Below are 15350 nucleotides of genomic sequence, written 5' to 3'. Positions count from 1 at the left end.
CGGTGAGGGTGGCGGTGAACGGTTCGGCCTTGGTGGGTCTGCGCGGTGCGGCCGGCGCGGGGGCGGGCTCCGCGGTGAGCACGTGGCCCTCCTCCAGCCGGCCGTCCAGATAGGTCTCGGCGCGCGCCCGGCCGCAGTCGTGCACGTCCAGGCCCAGCATGTGGCCGCTGCTGCACAGCGTGTACCGGCGGTGCAGCCCGCTCTCGGCCCGCAGCGACTCCTCGGCGGACACCTTCAGCACGCCCCACTCCGCCAGCCCCTCGGCGATCACCGTCATCGCCGCCCGGTGGAAGTCGCGGAAGCTCGCGCCCGGCCGGACGGCCGCGATGCCGGCCTCCTGCGCGGCCAGCACCAGCTCGTAGACGTCCCGCTGGGCGCTGGTGAACCGGCCGCTCAGCGGCAGGGTGCGGGTGATGTCCGCGGTGTAGAGGCTGTCGGTCTCCACACCGGCGTCGAGCAGCAGCAGCCGCGACGGATCGAGCGGCCCGTCGTTGCGGATCCAGTGCAGCACGCAGGCGTGCGCGCCCGAGGCGACGATCGTCTCGTACCCGGTGCCGTTGCCCTCCAGCCGGGCCCGCCGCTCGAAGGTGCCCTCCAGCCAGCGCTCGCCGCGGTGGTGCCGCAGGGCCTCGGGCAGCGCGCGGACGACGTCCTCGAAGCCGGCCGTGGTGTGGTCCACCGCGAGCTGGAGCTGGCCGACCTCCCAGGCGTCCTTCACCAGGCGCAGCTCGGACAGCACGGCGGCGAGCCGGTCGTCCCCGGCCGTGCGGGCCGCGGCCGGGCGGCCGGTCAGCGCGTCCACCGCCGGGTCCACCCCGGCCAGCACCCGGGCCCCGGGGCCGACGGACTTCGCGAGCGCGTCCAGGTGAACGGTGCGGATGCCGGTCAGCTGCTCGGCCTCGTCGAGGTCCGGCCGCCGCCCGACCCAGAACTCGCCGTAGCGGCGGTCCCGGTAGAACTCGGAGCCGCCGCCGCGCGGTGAACGCGGGCGGACGTGCAGCACCGCCTCGCCGTCCGGCTCGATCACCAGCACGTGGCCCACCTGCTCCTCGCCGGTGAGCCCGGTGAGCCAGGCGTACGCGCTGTGCGGCCGGAAGCGGAAGTCGCAGTCGTTGCTGCGGACCTTCAGCTGCCCGGCGGGCACCACCAGGCGCTCGCCGGGGAAGGCCGCGGCCAGGGCGGCGCGGCGGGCCGGCGTCACCCCGTGGGCGGCGACCCGCTCCGAGGCGGGCAGCGGGCTGGGTGCCCAGGCGGTGCCCATGAAGGCGTCCAGGGCGGGGGAGACGGGAAGGTCGTGGCTGCCGGTGTTCGGCGGGGCGGGGACGGCGGGCGTGCTCGCGGCGTCGGTGGTCACGGCGTCGGCTTTCACGGCGTCGGTGGTCACGGCGGGCTGGCTCTCCTTCGGGGGCGCGGGTGGGGTGGCCTCAGGGCATGTGCAATTTCACATTGCCATGTTATGTGTGACACCTCAATACCGGCCAGGGGCCTGCCCCGCCACTTTCGCCGGACGCACCGGCGGGCCGGGGGATCACCCCCGGCCCGCTGCCCGTTGTGCTGCTGTCAGACCTCCAGCTCGGCCTCGATGCGCTTGAGCTGGTGGCGGGCCATCGCCAGGTTGGAACGCTGCTTGTCGATGGCGAGGTAGAGGAACAGACCCTTGCCGGAGCGGCTGGTGAGCGGCCGGATCAGGTGGTACTGCGTCGACAGGGTGATCAGGATGTCCTCGATCGCCTCCTTGAGGTTCAGCATCTCGATCGCCCGGACCTTGGCCCGGACCACGTCGGTGTTGCCGGCCGCGGCGACGTTCAGGTCGAGCTCCGGGCCGCCGCCGATGGTGCCGAGGGCCATACCGCTGTTGTAGTCGACGAGGGCAACGCCGATGGCGCCCTCGATCGAGCTCATCGCGTCCTTGAGTGCGTGCTCCGTGCTGGCCATGGTGGTTCCTTCCAGAAGGTGGATCGACGGTGTGTCGGTGATGCTGGGTCAAACGTGGTCAGGGGCGGTCCTGGCGCTCCAGGGCCGCATCGGCGATCGCGGCGATCCGGCCGCCGGCCCGGCGGGCCTCGAAGTGCAGCCGGCCGACATTGGCGTCCGGCCCGGCGAACAGCGTCAGCACGACGTAGCCGCCGGCCGCGTACGTCGCCGTGTAGCCGTGTTCGCCCCGGGTGAGCAGCTCGCGGAAACCGCCCTGGCCGCTCGCCTCGATCAACCGGGAACCGACGCCGAGGGCGGCCGCGGTCAGCGCCGCCAGGCCCTCCGGTTCCAGGCCGTTGGTGTCGTGCGCGACCACCAGCCCGTCGGTGGTGGCGACCAGCCCGCCGGTCAGGTGCGGCACGGTGGCGCGCAGCCCGCGCAGTTCGTTGAGCACCTCCGGCTCTGGCAGGGCCGGTGTCCGCTTCGCCGTGAACTGGCGCAGGGCGCGCTTCATGACGCGGCCCGGAACGGCGTACGGGCGGGTGGGACGCTCACAGTCGGGCCTCCAGGGCGGCTCGGATCCGGAGCAGCAGGGCGATCTCCGGATCTGGCGGGAAGTCGTGCAGCGCCGGCGACGGCAGCAGTACCTCCGGGTGAGCCGGGGGCGGCCCGGCCTGCGGTGGCACTCCGCCCGGCCGTACCGGTGCGGGCGACGGGACGGGTGCGGCCACCGGCCCGGTGGCCGGGCCGGCTGCGACGGCCGGGCCGACTGCGGCGACCGGCGCGGGCCCGTCCCTTACCGCCGGGGTCTCGACGAGCCCGACGGCCGCCAGGTGCCGGATGTCGAGCAGGGTGGTGTAGGCGGACCGGCCGAGCAGCCGGGCGATCTGGGCGGGTGTGCGGTACCCGTCGGCCGCGGCGAGCACCGCCCGCCGCCGACCGCTGCAGGCGGCGGCCCTGCGGTCGGGGGTCGCCGGTTCGGTGCGGGCGCGGACGGGGGAGACGTCCAGGCCCGCGGCCGGGTGGGTGCGGTCCAGCAGCGCCCGCCGCCGGCCGACCGCGAGGCGCAACTCGCCGGCGTCGAGCGGCCGGACCAGGGTCAGCCCGGGCCGCACCCCGGGCAGGAAGCCGATCGGGCCGTCGTTCTGCGGCAGTGCGAAGAACGCCGCGTCCAGGACGGCGGTGAGGTGGCAGAGCTCCAGTTCGCCGCGGCCGATCGCACCGGCGGCGACCAGGTGCTCGGCCGCGTTGCCGGTACCGCGGGTCGCGGCCATCGCGTCCGCCCAGGTGCGGGCGGAGAGCCGGCCGGCCGAGGTGAGCAGGGTGCCGACGTCCGGGGTGGCCGGGCTCTCGGCGTGCACCACCTCGCCGTCGACCAGGTGGACGGTGCCGGCGGAGCCGTGCAGGGCGCCGGTGGCCCGGTCGGCGGCGAGGTCGGTGAGGGCGGCCTCGAAGACGGTGGCCGGGGCGAAGCCCGAGCGGTGCCTGCGGGGCAGCCTGGTCGTGGGGCGGTGGACGACCGGCAGGGGGGCCGGTGGCAGCATCGGCTGCAGGGTCGGCTGCATCAGGCGAGCACCAGTCCGTCGGCGATGGTGGCGAGCCGCAACCGGGCCATGGCGAGGTTGGCGGTGGCCCGGTCGAGGCGCAGGTAGAGGAAGACGCTGCTGTCGAACGCCGTCTCCACGAAGCGGATCAGGTGGTACGTGCCCGCCGAGGTGACGATGACGTCCTCGGCCGGGGCGGTTCTCGCGGCGGGGTCGGCGAAGGACGAGGTCTGGGTGATGGCCCTGGCCACCTCCGTGGCGTCGGCCGCCCCGGCGTCGTGGTCACCGCCGGGGCCGGCGCCGGCGGCGCCGAGGGCGAGGCCGCTGGTCCAGTCGACCAGGCTGGCACCGAGAGCCCCGGTGATGGTCATCGCCTCGATCAGGCAGTCGTCGATCCCCGGCAATGGTGTGCACCCCTCCTCAGCGCCCCCGTGACGCGTCCGTGGCCACGCCCTTACTGGCTGTAGCCCCAACGGGGCGTAACGCTACCGCGCCGTGGACGGCGCGGGGGAGGGTTCCGGCACTTTCCTCGGGCATATGCCCGACTCCCGGGGTTTTCCCTGACGATGCGTCAGAGTCCCTTCTCCTCCTGCGCGTCGGGCAGGTCGCGGAGGCCGGGGATCGGCGAAGGCAGCAGCCAGAGGAACGAGGTGAGCGCGCCGATGGCGGCGACCCAGAGCGCCGGCCGCAGGCCGAGCGTGCTTCCGAGCACCCCTCCCAGAAGGGAACCTAGCGGACGGATGCCGTAGTTGACCGCCTGATAGGCGCCGGAGACCCGGGATCGGAGCCGATCCGGGATTACTGCCGCGAAGAGCGAGCCGACTGTGATATCGAGGAGCATCACGCCGATGCCCGAGCCGAAGACCGCGGCCAGCAGCAGCGCGACCACCGGCAGGGTGCCGCCGCGCGCCGCGGGGACGAGCAGCAGCGGCGCCGGGTAGGCGATCAGCCCGAGCACCACGGCCCGGCCGATGCCGATCCGGCGGCTGATCCGGGCGGTCACCGTGGCGCCGATCAGCCCGCCGAGCGCGCCCGCGCTGAGGACGGCGCCGAGCAGGCCCGCGGACAGGCCGAGTTCGGTCGTCGCGTACAGCACGAACAGTGCGGCGATCATGAAGGTGAAGAGGTTCACCGTCGCCGTCCCCAGCAGCGCGGCCCGCATGATCGGGGTGGTGGTGATGAACTTCAGCCCGGCCGAGATGCGGCCGCGGGCCTTCGGCTCGGCGGGCGGCTCGGACGGCCGGATGCTGCCGAGGGCGACCGCGGAGGCGAGGAAGGACAGTGCGTCGGCGACCAGCGCCAGCGGCGCCGCGAGCAGTTGCACCAGGCCGCCGCCGAGGCCGGGCCCGGCCGCCGAGGACATCGCCCGGCTGCCGTTGACCAGCGAATTGCCCTCGACGTAGCGCCCGTCCGGGACGACCGCCACGAACAGCGGTGCGTTGCAGACGTCGAACAGCACGGCGAAGGTGCCCATCGCGAAGGCCACCACGAACAGCTGGGTGAGCGTCAGGACGCCCAGCAGGAAGGCGAGCGGCACGGTGAGCAGCAGCACCGCCCGGGCGATGTCGGCGACGATCATCACCCGGCGGCGGTCGGAGCGGCCGTCCGCCCAGGTGCCGGCGTGCAGGGCGAAGAGCAGGCTGGGAAGCCAGCCGGCGGCGGTGAGCAGGCCCATCCGGCCGGCGTCGGCGTGCAGCGTACTGACGGCGACCAGCGGTAGCACGATGGTGGTGATCTGGTCGCCGACGGCCGAGATGGTCTGACCCGTCCAGTACCGGCGGAACTCGGTGATCCGGAGCAGGGCGGGTATCAGCCGCCGGCCGCGGCGGTCGGAGTGACTGGGCTGGTCGGGGCCGGTGGGCGGCGCGGAGGGGCGCGTGCCGGTGGGCTCGGTCGTGGCGGTCACCGTGCCTCCTCCTCGGTGGGGCCCTGCGGGTGGTCGGAATGGTGCGGGCGGTCGGGTGCGGGGGGTTGGCCGCCGGGGGCCGGCAGGTCGACCGGGAGTGCCATCCGGACGACCAGCACCGGGCGGCTGCCGGCCGGACGGTCGGCCCCGGCACCGAGGCGGTCCAGGTAGGGGCGGGTCAGCTCGTCCATCCGGGCGCCGAGTTCGGTGAGCTCCTCGGCCGTGAGGTGCAGCAGGGTGTCGCCGATTCCGGCGGCGCTGCGCCAGGCCGGCTCCTCCTCCGGCTGGGCCTCCAGCCAGCGGGCGGCGAGGGCGGCGTACCGCTCGACCACCGTGCGCTGGAGGGCACCGGCCGCCTGGGCGGCGGCCGGGTCCGCCGCGGCGGTGTCCCAGCTCGTGAACAGGGCGGTGGCCCGCCACGGCTTCTCCCGGCCGCGCCCGCCGCCCGCCTCCTCCACCAGTCCGTACTTGGCGAGCTGGCGGAGGTGGAAGGAGCAGCTGGCGACGGACTCGCCGATCAGCTCGGCGGCGCGGGTGGCGGTGAGCGGGCCCTCGCGGCGGAGCAGCCCGACCAGTGCCATCCGGGTGGGGTGGGCGTACGCCTTCAGCGCCCGCGGGTCGCTGAGCTGCACGGTGGGTGGCACGTCCGGTGCCGGGTGCTCCTCGGTCATGCTTCTAAAGCTATCTTTAGAAAGAAGTCTTTACAAGCAGGCCGGGCTCCCGGCGGGCGGTGCCTCACAGGCGTCCCAGGTAGTCGAGGACGGCCTGCTCCTCCCCCTGGCGTGCGGTGAGCGCCACGTGGTTGTCCGGTCGGACCAGCACCAGCGCCGAGCCCTCGATGCCGTAGGCCCGCCGGGCGTGCCCGTCGGTGTCCCGCAGCCCGGCCGGGTCGTCCGCGTCCACCGTCACCGTGCGGACGTGTCCGGGCAGGTCGGCGGCGGGCTGGTGGCCGAAGGCGAGCAGGGTGAACCGGTCGCCCGCGAACGTCTCCAGGAGCCGTATCGGGCGGCCCTCGGCGTCGGCGCAGGGGGCGTCCGGTGCGCGGTCGCCGGCCTGCAGGGACGTGCCGAGCCCGTCCTCCGCGAGCGGGCTCCAGCGGTACCCCAGCGAGAGGCCGGTGAGGTCGTCGACCCGCACGGCCTCCAGACCGACGCCCGGCGTGCGGGCGCCCTCCGCCACCGCTGCCATCCCGGCGGTGGAGGTCCGCAAGGTCCAGGCGGCGATCGGCTGCCGCTCCTCCTCGTAGGTGTCGAGCAGGGCCGGCCGGGCGAGGCCGGTCAGGACGTGGCCCAGCTTCCAGCCGAGGTTCCACGCGTCCTGGATACCGGTGTTCATCCCGAGCCCGCCCGCCGTCGGGTGGACGTGCGCGGCGTCGCCGGCGAGCAGCACCCGGCCGACCCGGTACTGCTCCGCCACCCGCACGTTGACCCGCCAGCTGGAGAGCCAGCCGGCCCCGCGAACCTCGATGGACTCGTCGCCGGTGTGCTCGGCGACGATCCGGCGGAACCCCTCCAGCGAGGGGGCGAGCGCCGTGCCGTCGGGGCCGGTCTCGGGGGTGGCCTGCACCTGCCACCGGCCGTCCTCGTCGCCGAACGGGCAGAGCAGCAGCGCGCCCTGCGGGCCGAACCACTGGTGCCACGCCGTGGGCTCCAGGCCGCTGATCTCCAGGTCGCCCACCACCATGGCCGGCTCCGGCTCGCTGTTGCCGGTGAAGGGGATGGCCAACTGCTTGCGGACGGTGCTGCGCCCGCCGTCGCAGCCGACCAGGTACTGGGCCTCGATCTCCCGTCCGTCGGCGAGCCGGGCGGTGACCCGCTCGTCGTCCTGGGCGAACCCGGCGAGCTCGGTGTCGAACTCGACCGATCCGCCGAGCTCCTCCAGCCGGCCCCGTAGCAGTGCCTCCACCCTGTCCTGCGGCAGGAAGAGCGAGCTGGGGAAGGGGGCGGCCGGGGTGGTCGGCGTCTCCGCCGCCGGGTCGGACTCGGCGACGAAGGCGCCCTCGAAGTAGCGGCGGAACGGCAGGTTGGTCCGGCCGGAGGCGAGCAGGGCGTCGGCCAGGCCGAGGTCGGCGAGCACCTCCAGACTGCGGGCGTTGAGCGCCTTGCCGCGGGAGCCGGAGTGCGGCTCGGGCGCAAGCTCGACCACCCGGACGGCCACGCCCTGGCGGGCCAGCAGGCAGGCGAGCGTCAGGCCGGTCGGCCCGGCGCCCGAGATCAGGACGGACGTCGTCTCGCGGACGGTGCCGGGCGTGGCCCCGGACGCGGTGCCGGGCGCGGCGGTGGGCGTGGCGTCGGACATCGCGTCGGACATGGCGTCGGACATGGTGGAACTCCTCCCCTGGGGCCCGGACTCGGCTTCTGGAAGGCCCGGACAACGTCCATGGAACAGCAACCCGGTAAGAAATGCAACCCGGTAACAAAAGAGTCCGAGTCAGTTCCCGGGCTAGAATCGCTGCCATGAACGAGCCGCCCGGTCTGCGGACCCTCAAGAAGGAGCGCACCCGGCAGGCGATCGCCGACACGGCGATCGGCCTGTTCCTCGCGCACGGCTTCGACGGGGTCTCGGTGCTCGAGATCGCCGCCGCCGCCGAGGTCTCCAAGCCCACCCTGTTCCGCTACTTCCCGACCAAGGAGGAGCTCGTCCTGCACCGGATCGCCGACCACCTCGGCGAGTCCGGCCGGGTGGTCGCCGCCCGCGGCCCGCAGGAGACCCCGCTGGACGCCCTCCAGCGCCACCAGCTCGACCGGCTCGCCGCCCGGGACGCGGTCACCGGCCTCTGCGCGGATCCCGAGGTCCTCGCCTTCCACCGGCTGGTCTACGGGACGCCCAGCCTCTCCTCCCACCTGCTGGACTGGATCGCCCGTGACACCGAGCTGCTCGCCGAGGCCCTCGGCGGCGAGGGCGAGCTGACGGCCCGGCTGCTCGCCGCCCAGTTCGTCTCGGTCCGGCAGGACCTCACCCGCATCAACTGGCGGCGGCTCTCCGACGGCGTGCCGGAGGCGGACGCCCACCGGCGGGCCGTCGAGGACACCGGCACCGCCTTCGCGCTGCTGCGCACCGGCGCGGCCGGCTTCGGCTACTGAGCCGGGGCCGCACAGGCCCCGGCCACCGACCCGCCTTCCCGCCACCGTCCCCGCCTCCCGGCCCCTGGCCTCCCGACCTTCCGGTGACAAGTCGCCCCCGGCCGGCCGGAATGCCCACCGGCCCCCGGCGGAGATCCGCCGGGGGCCGGTGAGCCGGTCGTGCTGTCGCACTGTCAGGCCGTCGCACTGTCAGGCCGGGGCGCCGTCGTGCTGTGGTGCTCCGGTGCTGTGCTGCCGGAGGGCCGGAGTGCGGCCGTCCGGGACGGCGGTCAGGAGGCCGGGCCGACGCGGACGGTGGTGATCCGGCCGCCCTGGCTCTCCCGGACGACCTCGATCCGGGTGTTGGTGTCCGGGACGGCGACCGCGAGCTGGGGCAGCGCCGGGTCGGTGTAGGCCCCGCGGTGGTCGTCGAAGGCCGGGACGGCCGGTTCGGCGCCGATCCGGACGGCCTCGCCCGCCTTGTGCAGGGTGAAGGCGGTGGTGCCCTTCAGTGAGAAGACCGCGTCGTAGGTCTGGGCGCGCCCGTTCACGAGGGTGCCGTCCTTGAAGCGGATCGCCCCCGGGTGCGCGTCCACCGGCAGGATCAGCCCGGCGCCGGGGTGGTCCTTGGTGTTGTTGTCGGAGTAGGCGGTGTCCCAGAGCCAGACCAGCACGCCCTCCTGGTAGGGGTAGGTGTCGATCACCCCGGCCTTGCCGGCCACCCCGGTCCACCCGAAGTTGTACGGCCCGGTCCGCAGGTAGGCGCCGTAGCCCGCGTACCGCCGGTTCTCGACCAGGTAGGCCCGCGGGTGCTCGCGCACCGCCGCGCGGCCCTGCACGACGGAGAAGCCGGTGGCCGTCCAGCCGGGGTCGCCGCCGTGCTCGGCGCCGTCCGCGAGGAGTTCGGCCCCGCCCGCGGTGATCCGGACGGCGTCGACCAGTGCGCCCTTGCCGTGCGTGTTGGAGTCCGAGGTGGTGTGGAAGCGCAGTTCCGCGCTGCTGCCGACGAGTCCGTCCAGCGGGACGTGCAGCTTCCGCCAGCCGCCGGAGGCGCCGCTGAGGCCGGGGGTGCCGGCCGGGGTGGCGGGGACGGGTGCGCCGTCGACGGTGCCGGGCAGCGGCCGCCAGGTCTTCCCGCCGTCGGTGGAGGCCTCGACGGTGAGGAAGTCGTAGTCCTGCTCCAGGTCGTACCAGGCCGCTGCGTCCAGGGCGGCGGGGCCCGTCCGGCCGGTGAGGTCGACGGTGCGGGTGAGCGTGCTGTCGAGGTTGTCCCCGGTGTCGCTCCACCACTGGGCGCCGCCCTCGTACGGGTCGGCGAGGTCGGTGGTGGTGCGGCCCGGCGGCAGGTGCACCAGGACGGCCTGGGCCTGGTCGGTGTTGTAGCCGCTCACCCCGAGGGCGTGGCTGGAGCGGGTGGCGGCCTGCGCCTCGTCGTAGTTCAGCCAGCCGAGCTGGAGGCGGCTCCAGGCGTCGAGGTCGCCCGGGTACTCGCCGGTGGTGTTCTTCCGTCCGGTGCCCAGGTAGGAGCCGGAGGACATCAGCGACCAGAAGTTGACGGAGTTGTCGCCGCCGGTCAGCGGATAGAGGTCGGGCAGGCCGAGGTTGTGGCCGTACTCGTGGGAGAAGAGGCCCACGCCGCTGTTCTCGCCGGCCTGCAGGTAGTCGTAGACGTAGAGGCCGCTGTCGCCGACCGGGACGCCGCCGATCCGGTCGCCGGCCGGGCCGGTGCTGCCGGTCGGGTCGGGGAAGGCCCAACTGCGGTGCGCCCACAGCGCGTCGGTGCCCTGGGCGCCGCCGCCCCAGGTCTCGTCGACGCCGGCGTGCACCACGATCACGTTGTCGAGGTAGCCGTCCGGCTGGTCGAAGTCGCCGTCCTTGTCGTGGTCGTAGCGGTCGTGGACGTCGTACCGGGCGAGTTCGGCCTTCACGTCGGCCGGGGTGCGACCCTTGGCGATCTCACCGTCGTACCAGGCCGTCACGGCGTCCCGGACGAACTCCTGGGTCTGCGTCCAGGCGCCGCTGCCCTGCGGGCCCTTGTTGCTGCCGTACCGGGCCTCGTTCCAGGGGACGGTCACCCAGTCGCTGACGGTGCCGTCGATGTCGTACCGGCCGGAGGACTGGGTGCGGTAGTAGTTGCGGACGGAGTTGGCGCCGGGCGTCGCGTCGAAGAACATCCGGCGGTAGTAGTCCCGGTCGAAGTCGGCCTTCCAGAAGGTGTGGGTGTCGCTCGCGTCGGGCCGGGGGATGGCGTTGTGGCGCGGGCCGGGGGTGCCGCCGTAGCGGGGCTGGCCGTTCCACCGGGTGGTGGTGTCCACCTGGTCGCCGAACTGGGCGAGGATCACGAAGACCTTGTCGCGGCGCTCCACGCCGAGCTGGACGTAGTCGTCACCGATCCGGACCTTCGAGGGTGCGCGGTGGTCGGGGGTGCGGGCGACGGTGCCGCGGTTGAGCCGTTCCAGCGCCTCGGTGCGCAGGGCCTGGCGCCGGCGCTCCTGCGGGACGGGGTCGGGCTGCGGGCCCTCGGCCCCGGGGGCGGCTTCGGCGGCGAGCCGCGGACCTGCGGGTAACGGCGCGGCCGCGGCGCCGGGTATGCCGACGACGAGGGCGCCGAGGGCGAGCACGGCCGCGAGGGCCGTGGAGGGTGTGCGCTTCAACGGGGACCGGTCCTTCCGGGCGGGGGTGGTCGGATGAGCGCGGGTAATATTTCACATGTCATCGGTCACATGGAAGACGTGTGAACGTGCGTCATCGATCCCCCGCCCGGCGGACGGTGGTCGTCGAGGTGCATGGGAGAGGAGGGGTGTGCGCGGCCGTCGGGCCGTCAGTCGGAGGCTCTGAGCTCCGCGAGCAGCACGCCCTGGTCCTGGATGAGCTCCGTCAGGATGCGGCGGGCCGCGCGGAGCAGGTCGGCGACATCGGCGCCGGCCAGTGCGTAGACGACGGTGGAACCCTCCCTGGTGGCCGTCACCAGCCCGGCCCGGCGCAGCTGGCCGAGCTGTTGGGAGAGGCTGGACGGCTCGATGTCGATGTCCGCGAGCAGCTCACGGACGGGCGTGGGGCCGGCCTGCAGCAGCTCCAGCACCCGGATGCGGACGGGATGGCCGAGCATCCGGAAGAACTCCGCCTTGGCCTGGTACAGCGGTACGGGCACGCGGCCCCCTCTCCGGCTCCGGGTCGATGCGGCCGCGGGTGGGCTCAGACCTCAAGGTTGGCCTCGATCCGCCGGAGCTGGTGGCGGGCCATGGCGAGGTTGGACCGGCTGCGGGCGAGCGCCAGGTAGAGGAAGAGACCGCGGCCGCCGGAGGTGGTGAGCGGCCTGATCAGGTGGTACTGGCTGCTGAGGGTGATCAGGATGTCCTCGATCCCGTTGTCCTGCAGGTTGAGCATCTCCATCGTCCGCATCTTGGCCCGGACGAGGTCGGTGTTGCCGGCGGCTGCCACGTTGAGGTCGAGCTCGGCGGAGTCGCCGAGCGTCCCGAGGGCCATGCCGCTGCCGTAGTCGACCAGGGCGACGCCGATCGCGCCCTCGATCGTCATGGCCTCCTTGAGCGCGGTCTCCGGGTTCGCCATCGTCTTCCTCCTGCTGTCGCGGTCCCCGCACCGTTCGGGCGGGTTCGGCAACGACTGTAGGGAGACGGTCGGGAATCTTCGCTGGATGACCGGAATCGATCGTGGATGAGTGATCAGAGGTCATTTGACGTCGATTCGGCGACGACTTGAAGACATTTGCAACTAAGGATGTGATTGAACTGCCAGTCCGAGGCCCACCTTCGAACACATCTTCGACCCGTTGCAGCGACCCGACCGCACCCCGTGACCACCCGCCCGCGGCGGTCCGCGAGGGACCCGGAAAAGGGTGCTATCGATGTCGGCCACGCCGGGTAACCTCTGGGCGAGATGCTCGATCACACCCACCACACCAGCTGCGCCCCGGCCGGACGGACAGTCCGGACGGCCCCGCAGCCGCAGGCGTCGCCGTCTGCGCACCCGTCCGGCCCGCACGGGCAGCACTCCCACGGGAAGAGAAGGTGACGCCGATGAACGCCCCCCTGCCCGAGGAGCAGCTCAGTCCCGCCGAGGCCTACGCGGCCTCCCGCCGCCGCGCCGCCGAACAGGCCACCGCGCTGTACGGCTTCCAGCAGCTCTACGACTTCCCGCTCGACCCCTTCCAGATCGAGGCCTGCCGGGCCCTGGAGGCCGGCGAGGGCGTCCTGGTCGCCGCGCCGACCGGATCCGGCAAGACCATCGTCGGCGAGTTCGCCGTCCACCTGGCCCTGGCGAGCGGCCGCAAGTGCTTCTACACCACGCCGATCAAGGCGCTCTCCAACCAGAAGTTCGGCGACCTGGTCAAGCGCTACGGCGCCGACAAGGTCGGTCTGCTCACCGGCGACAACAGCGTCAACGGGGACGCGCCGGTGGTCGTCATGACCACCGAGGTGCTCCGCAACATGCTCTACGCGGGCTCCAGCTCCCTCAACGGCCTCGGCTACGTGGTGATGGACGAGGTGCACTACCTGGCCGACCGCTTCCGCGGCGCCGTCTGGGAGGAGGTCATCATCCACCTCCCCGAGTCCGTGGTGCTGGCCTCGCTCTCCGCCACCGTCTCCAACGCCGAGGAGTTCGGCGACTGGCTGGACACCGTGCGCGGCGGCACCAGGGTGATCGTCTCCGAGCACCGCCCCGTGCCGCTGTGGCAGCACGTCATGGCGGGCAACCGGATGTACGACCTGTTCGCCAACCCGGACCGCGACGGCCGCCCCAAGGACGCCCCGCGCAACCCCGCCAAGGCGGTCAACCCCGAGCTCGTCCGGCTCGCCCGTTCCGAGCTGGACCGCGGCGGCCGGGACCGCTTCGCCAAGGGCCGCGGCCGTTCCATGCCCGCCGGCCGGCCCGGCCGGGTCTGGACCCCGGGCCGGATCGACGTCATCGAACGCCTCGACGCCGAGGGCCTGCTGCCCGCCATCACCTTCATCTTCAGCCGGGCCGGCTGCGAGGCCGCCGTCCAGCAGTGCCTCTCCTCGGGCCTCAGACTCAACCGCGACGCCGAACGCCGTCAGGTCCGCGAGATCGTCGAGCAGCGCTGCCAGGACATCCCCGACGAGGACCTGCACGTCCTCGGCTACTTCGAGTGGCTGGACGGCCTGGAGCGCGGCATCGCCGCCCACCACGCTGGCATGCTGCCCCGCTTCAAGGAGGTCGTCGAGGAGCTCTTCGTGAAGGGCCTGGTCAAGGCCGTCTTCGCGACCGAGACCCTCGCCCTCGGCATCAACATGCCCGCCCGCTCGGTGGTCATGGAGAAGCTCGTCAAGTGGAACGGCGAGACCCACGCCGACATCACCCCCGGCGAGTACACCCAGCTCACCGGCCGGGCCGGCCGCCGCGGCATCGACGTCGAGGGCCACGCCGTGGTGCTCTGGCAGCGCGGCCTCGACCCGGAGGCGCTGGCCGGCCTCGCCGGCACCCGCACCTACCCGCTCAAGTCCTCCTTCCGCCCCTCGTACAACATGGCGGTCAACCTGGTCGGGCAGTTCGGCCGGCACCGCTCCCGCGAGCTGCTGGAGACCTCCTTCGCCCAGTTCCAGGCGGACCGCTCGGTGGTCGGCATCGCCCGCCAGGTCCAGCGCAACGAGGAGGGCCTGGAGGGCTACCGCGAGTCGATGACCTGTCACCTCGGCGACTTCGACGAGTACATGGCGCTGCGCCGGCAGCTGAAGGACCGTGAGAACGAGCTGGCCCGCGAGGGCACCAGCCAGCGCCGGGCCGCCGCCGTCGTGGCCCTCGAACAGCTCAAGCCCGGCGACGTCATCCACGTGCCCACCGGCAAGTTCGCCGGCCTCGCCCTCGTCCTCGACCCCGGCCTGCCGCCGGTCGCCCGGGGCGGGCGCGGCGGCCCCCGGCACCCCGACTACCAGGACGGGCCCCGCCCGGTGGTGCTCACCGCCGAGCGCCAGGTCAAGCGCCTCGCCATGATCGACTTCCCGTACCCGGTCGCCGCCGTCGAGCGCGTGCGGATCCCGAAGTCCTTCAACCCGCGCAGCCCGCAGTCCCGCCGGGACCTCGCCTCCGCGCTGCGCACCAAGGCCGGCCACCTCGAACCCGAGCGGTACCGCCGCGGCCGCGCCGCCGCCGCGGACGACCCGGAGATCACCCGGCTCCGCGCCGAGCTGCGCCGGCACCCCTGCCACGGCTGCGACGAGCGCGAGGACCACGCCCGCTGGGCCGAGCGCTACCACCGGCTGCACCGCGACACCGAGCTGCTGGAACGCCGGATGCGCTCGCGCACCCACACCATCGCGCGCACCTTCGACCGGGTCTGCGGCCTGCTCGCCGACCTCGGCTACCTCCAGGGCGACACCGTCACGGACGACGGCAAGCGGCTCGGCCGGCTCTACGGCGAACTCGACCTGCTCGCCTCGGAGTGCATCCGCGAGGGCGTGTGGAAGGGCCTGTCCGCCGCCGAGCTCGCGGCCTGCGCCTCGGCGCTGGTGTACGAGGCCCGGCAGTCCGACGACGCCGTCGCCCCGCGCGTCCCGGAGGGCGCCGCCAAGGAGGCGCTCGGCAAGATGATCCGGATCTGGGGCCACCTCGACGCCCTGGAGGAGCAGCACCGGATCTCCACCGCGGAGGGCGTCGGCCAGCGCGAGCCCGACCTCGGCTTCGCCTGGGTCGCCTGGCGCTGGGCCCTCGGCCACAACCTGGACGCCGTCCTGCGCGACGCCGAGCTGCCGGCCGGCGACTTCGTCCGCTGGACGAAGCAGCTGATCGACGTCCTCGGCCAGATCCAGGACGCCGCCGGCGAGGACACCGACCTGCGGAGCACCGCCCGCAAGGCGGTCGACTCCCTCCGCCGCGGCATCATCGCCTACTCCTCGGTCGGCTAGCGGTCCACCGGCGGTGCCGCCGGGTGTGCGGGGTGATCCCCGC

Annotated in this window: 13 protein-coding genes; 2 read left to right on the top strand and 11 right to left on the bottom strand. The window is 73.6% G+C overall.

The window, feature by feature from the left end; translation table 11 throughout:
• The 8 genes from ABZ641_RS11905 to ABZ641_RS11870 all read right to left on the bottom strand — a co-directional run.
• Positions 1-1354, bottom strand: a 1354-nt coding sequence (locus ABZ641_RS11905) for an aminopeptidase P family protein (RefSeq protein ID WP_359981074.1), incomplete at its 3' end; no start/stop codon positions are given.
• A gap of 206 nt (positions 1355-1560) precedes the next feature.
• On the bottom strand, positions 1561-1935 hold the full coding sequence (locus ABZ641_RS11900; protein ID WP_344621624.1) for a hypothetical protein: 375 nt from the start codon (positions 1933-1935) through the stop codon (positions 1561-1563).
• A 58-nt stretch (positions 1936-1993) separates the two neighbouring features.
• Entirely contained in the window at positions 1994-2428 is a 435-nt protein-coding gene (locus ABZ641_RS11895; protein WP_344621625.1) for a roadblock/LC7 domain-containing protein, read from the bottom strand.
• A 37-nt stretch (positions 2429-2465) separates the two neighbouring features.
• Positions 2466-3458, bottom strand: a complete 993-nt coding sequence (locus tag ABZ641_RS11890) for a transcriptional regulator (protein ID WP_359981070.1) — start codon at positions 3456-3458, stop codon at positions 2466-2468.
• Between the two features lie 20 nt (positions 3459-3478).
• Positions 3479-3862: a hypothetical protein gene (locus ABZ641_RS11885; RefSeq protein ID WP_030268693.1), complete on the bottom strand. Its 384-nt coding sequence runs from the start codon at positions 3860-3862 to the stop codon at positions 3479-3481.
• A gap of 167 nt (positions 3863-4029) precedes the next feature.
• Positions 4030-5364, bottom strand: a complete 1335-nt coding sequence (locus ABZ641_RS11880; protein ID WP_359981067.1) for an MFS transporter — start codon at positions 5362-5364, stop codon at positions 4030-4032.
• Complete coding sequence (locus ABZ641_RS11875) at positions 5361-6035, bottom strand: helix-turn-helix domain-containing protein (RefSeq protein WP_359981064.1); 675 nt, start codon at positions 6033-6035, stop codon at positions 5361-5363. The genes ABZ641_RS11880 and ABZ641_RS11875 overlap by 4 nt, the downstream gene beginning before the upstream one ends.
• A 64-nt stretch (positions 6036-6099) precedes the next feature.
• The gene (locus tag ABZ641_RS11870) at positions 6100-7686 is read right to left on the bottom strand and encodes an FAD-dependent monooxygenase (RefSeq protein WP_359981061.1); all 1587 of its coding nucleotides are present in this window, start codon (positions 7684-7686) and stop codon (positions 6100-6102) included.
• Positions 7687-7820: 134 nt separating this feature from the next.
• Between ABZ641_RS11870 and ABZ641_RS11865 the strand changes: the two genes are divergently transcribed.
• Entirely contained in the window at positions 7821-8447 is a 627-nt protein-coding gene (locus ABZ641_RS11865) for a TetR family transcriptional regulator (protein ID WP_344621631.1), read from the top strand.
• A gap of 269 nt (positions 8448-8716) precedes the next feature.
• On the opposite strand, the gene ABZ641_RS11860 is transcribed toward ABZ641_RS11865, so the two are convergent.
• From ABZ641_RS11860 to ABZ641_RS11850, 3 genes are all read right to left on the bottom strand, one after another.
• Positions 8717-11080 (bottom strand): immune inhibitor A domain-containing protein, encoded by a 2364-nt coding sequence (locus tag ABZ641_RS11860; protein ID WP_359981058.1) that lies wholly within the window; start codon positions 11078-11080, stop codon positions 8717-8719.
• A 167-nt stretch (positions 11081-11247) separates the two neighbouring features.
• Positions 11248-11577 (bottom strand): metalloregulator ArsR/SmtB family transcription factor, encoded by a 330-nt coding sequence (locus tag ABZ641_RS11855; RefSeq protein WP_344621633.1) that lies wholly within the window; start codon positions 11575-11577, stop codon positions 11248-11250.
• A 44-nt stretch (positions 11578-11621) separates the two neighbouring features.
• Positions 11622-11996: a hypothetical protein gene (locus tag ABZ641_RS11850; RefSeq protein ID WP_344621634.1), complete on the bottom strand. Its 375-nt coding sequence runs from the start codon at positions 11994-11996 to the stop codon at positions 11622-11624.
• Between the two features lie 467 nt (positions 11997-12463).
• Between ABZ641_RS11850 and ABZ641_RS11845 the strand changes: the two genes are divergently transcribed.
• Entirely contained in the window at positions 12464-15307 is a 2844-nt protein-coding gene (locus ABZ641_RS11845; protein WP_359981054.1) for a DEAD/DEAH box helicase, read from the top strand.
• Positions 15308-15350 lie beyond the last annotated feature (43 nt).

The sequence above is a fragment of the Kitasatospora sp. NPDC007106 genome (assembly GCF_040634455.1).
Taxonomy (GTDB): Bacteria; Actinomycetota; Actinomycetes; order Streptomycetales; family Streptomycetaceae; genus Kitasatospora; species Kitasatospora arboriphila.
This window is presented reverse-complemented; position numbering and strand designations above follow the sequence as displayed.

Bases quoted from the DNA above. Each gene is read 5' to 3' on its own strand.
- ABZ641_RS11850 (WP_344621634.1), bottom strand. From the start codon at position 11,996: ATGGCGAACCCGGAGACCGCGCTCAAGGAGGCCATGACGATCGAGGGC.
- ABZ641_RS11865 (WP_344621631.1), top strand. From the start codon at position 7,821: ATGAACGAGCCGCCCGGTCTGCGGACCCTCAAGAAGGAGCGCACCCGG.
- ABZ641_RS11870 (WP_359981061.1), bottom strand. From the start codon at position 7,686: ATGTCCGACGCCATGTCCGACGCGATGTCCGACGCCACGCCCACCGCC.
- ABZ641_RS11895 (WP_344621625.1), bottom strand. From the start codon at position 2,428: ATGAAGCGCGCCCTGCGCCAGTTCACGGCGAAGCGGACACCGGCCCTG.
- ABZ641_RS11845 (WP_359981054.1), top strand. From the start codon at position 12,464: ATGAACGCCCCCCTGCCCGAGGAGCAGCTCAGTCCCGCCGAGGCCTAC.
- ABZ641_RS11890 (WP_359981070.1), bottom strand. From the start codon at position 3,458: ATGCTGCCACCGGCCCCCCTGCCGGTCGTCCACCGCCCCACGACCAGG.
- ABZ641_RS11900 (WP_344621624.1), bottom strand. From the start codon at position 1,935: ATGGCCAGCACGGAGCACGCACTCAAGGACGCGATGAGCTCGATCGAG.
- ABZ641_RS11875 (WP_359981064.1), bottom strand. From the start codon at position 6,035: ATGACCGAGGAGCACCCGGCACCGGACGTGCCACCCACCGTGCAGCTC.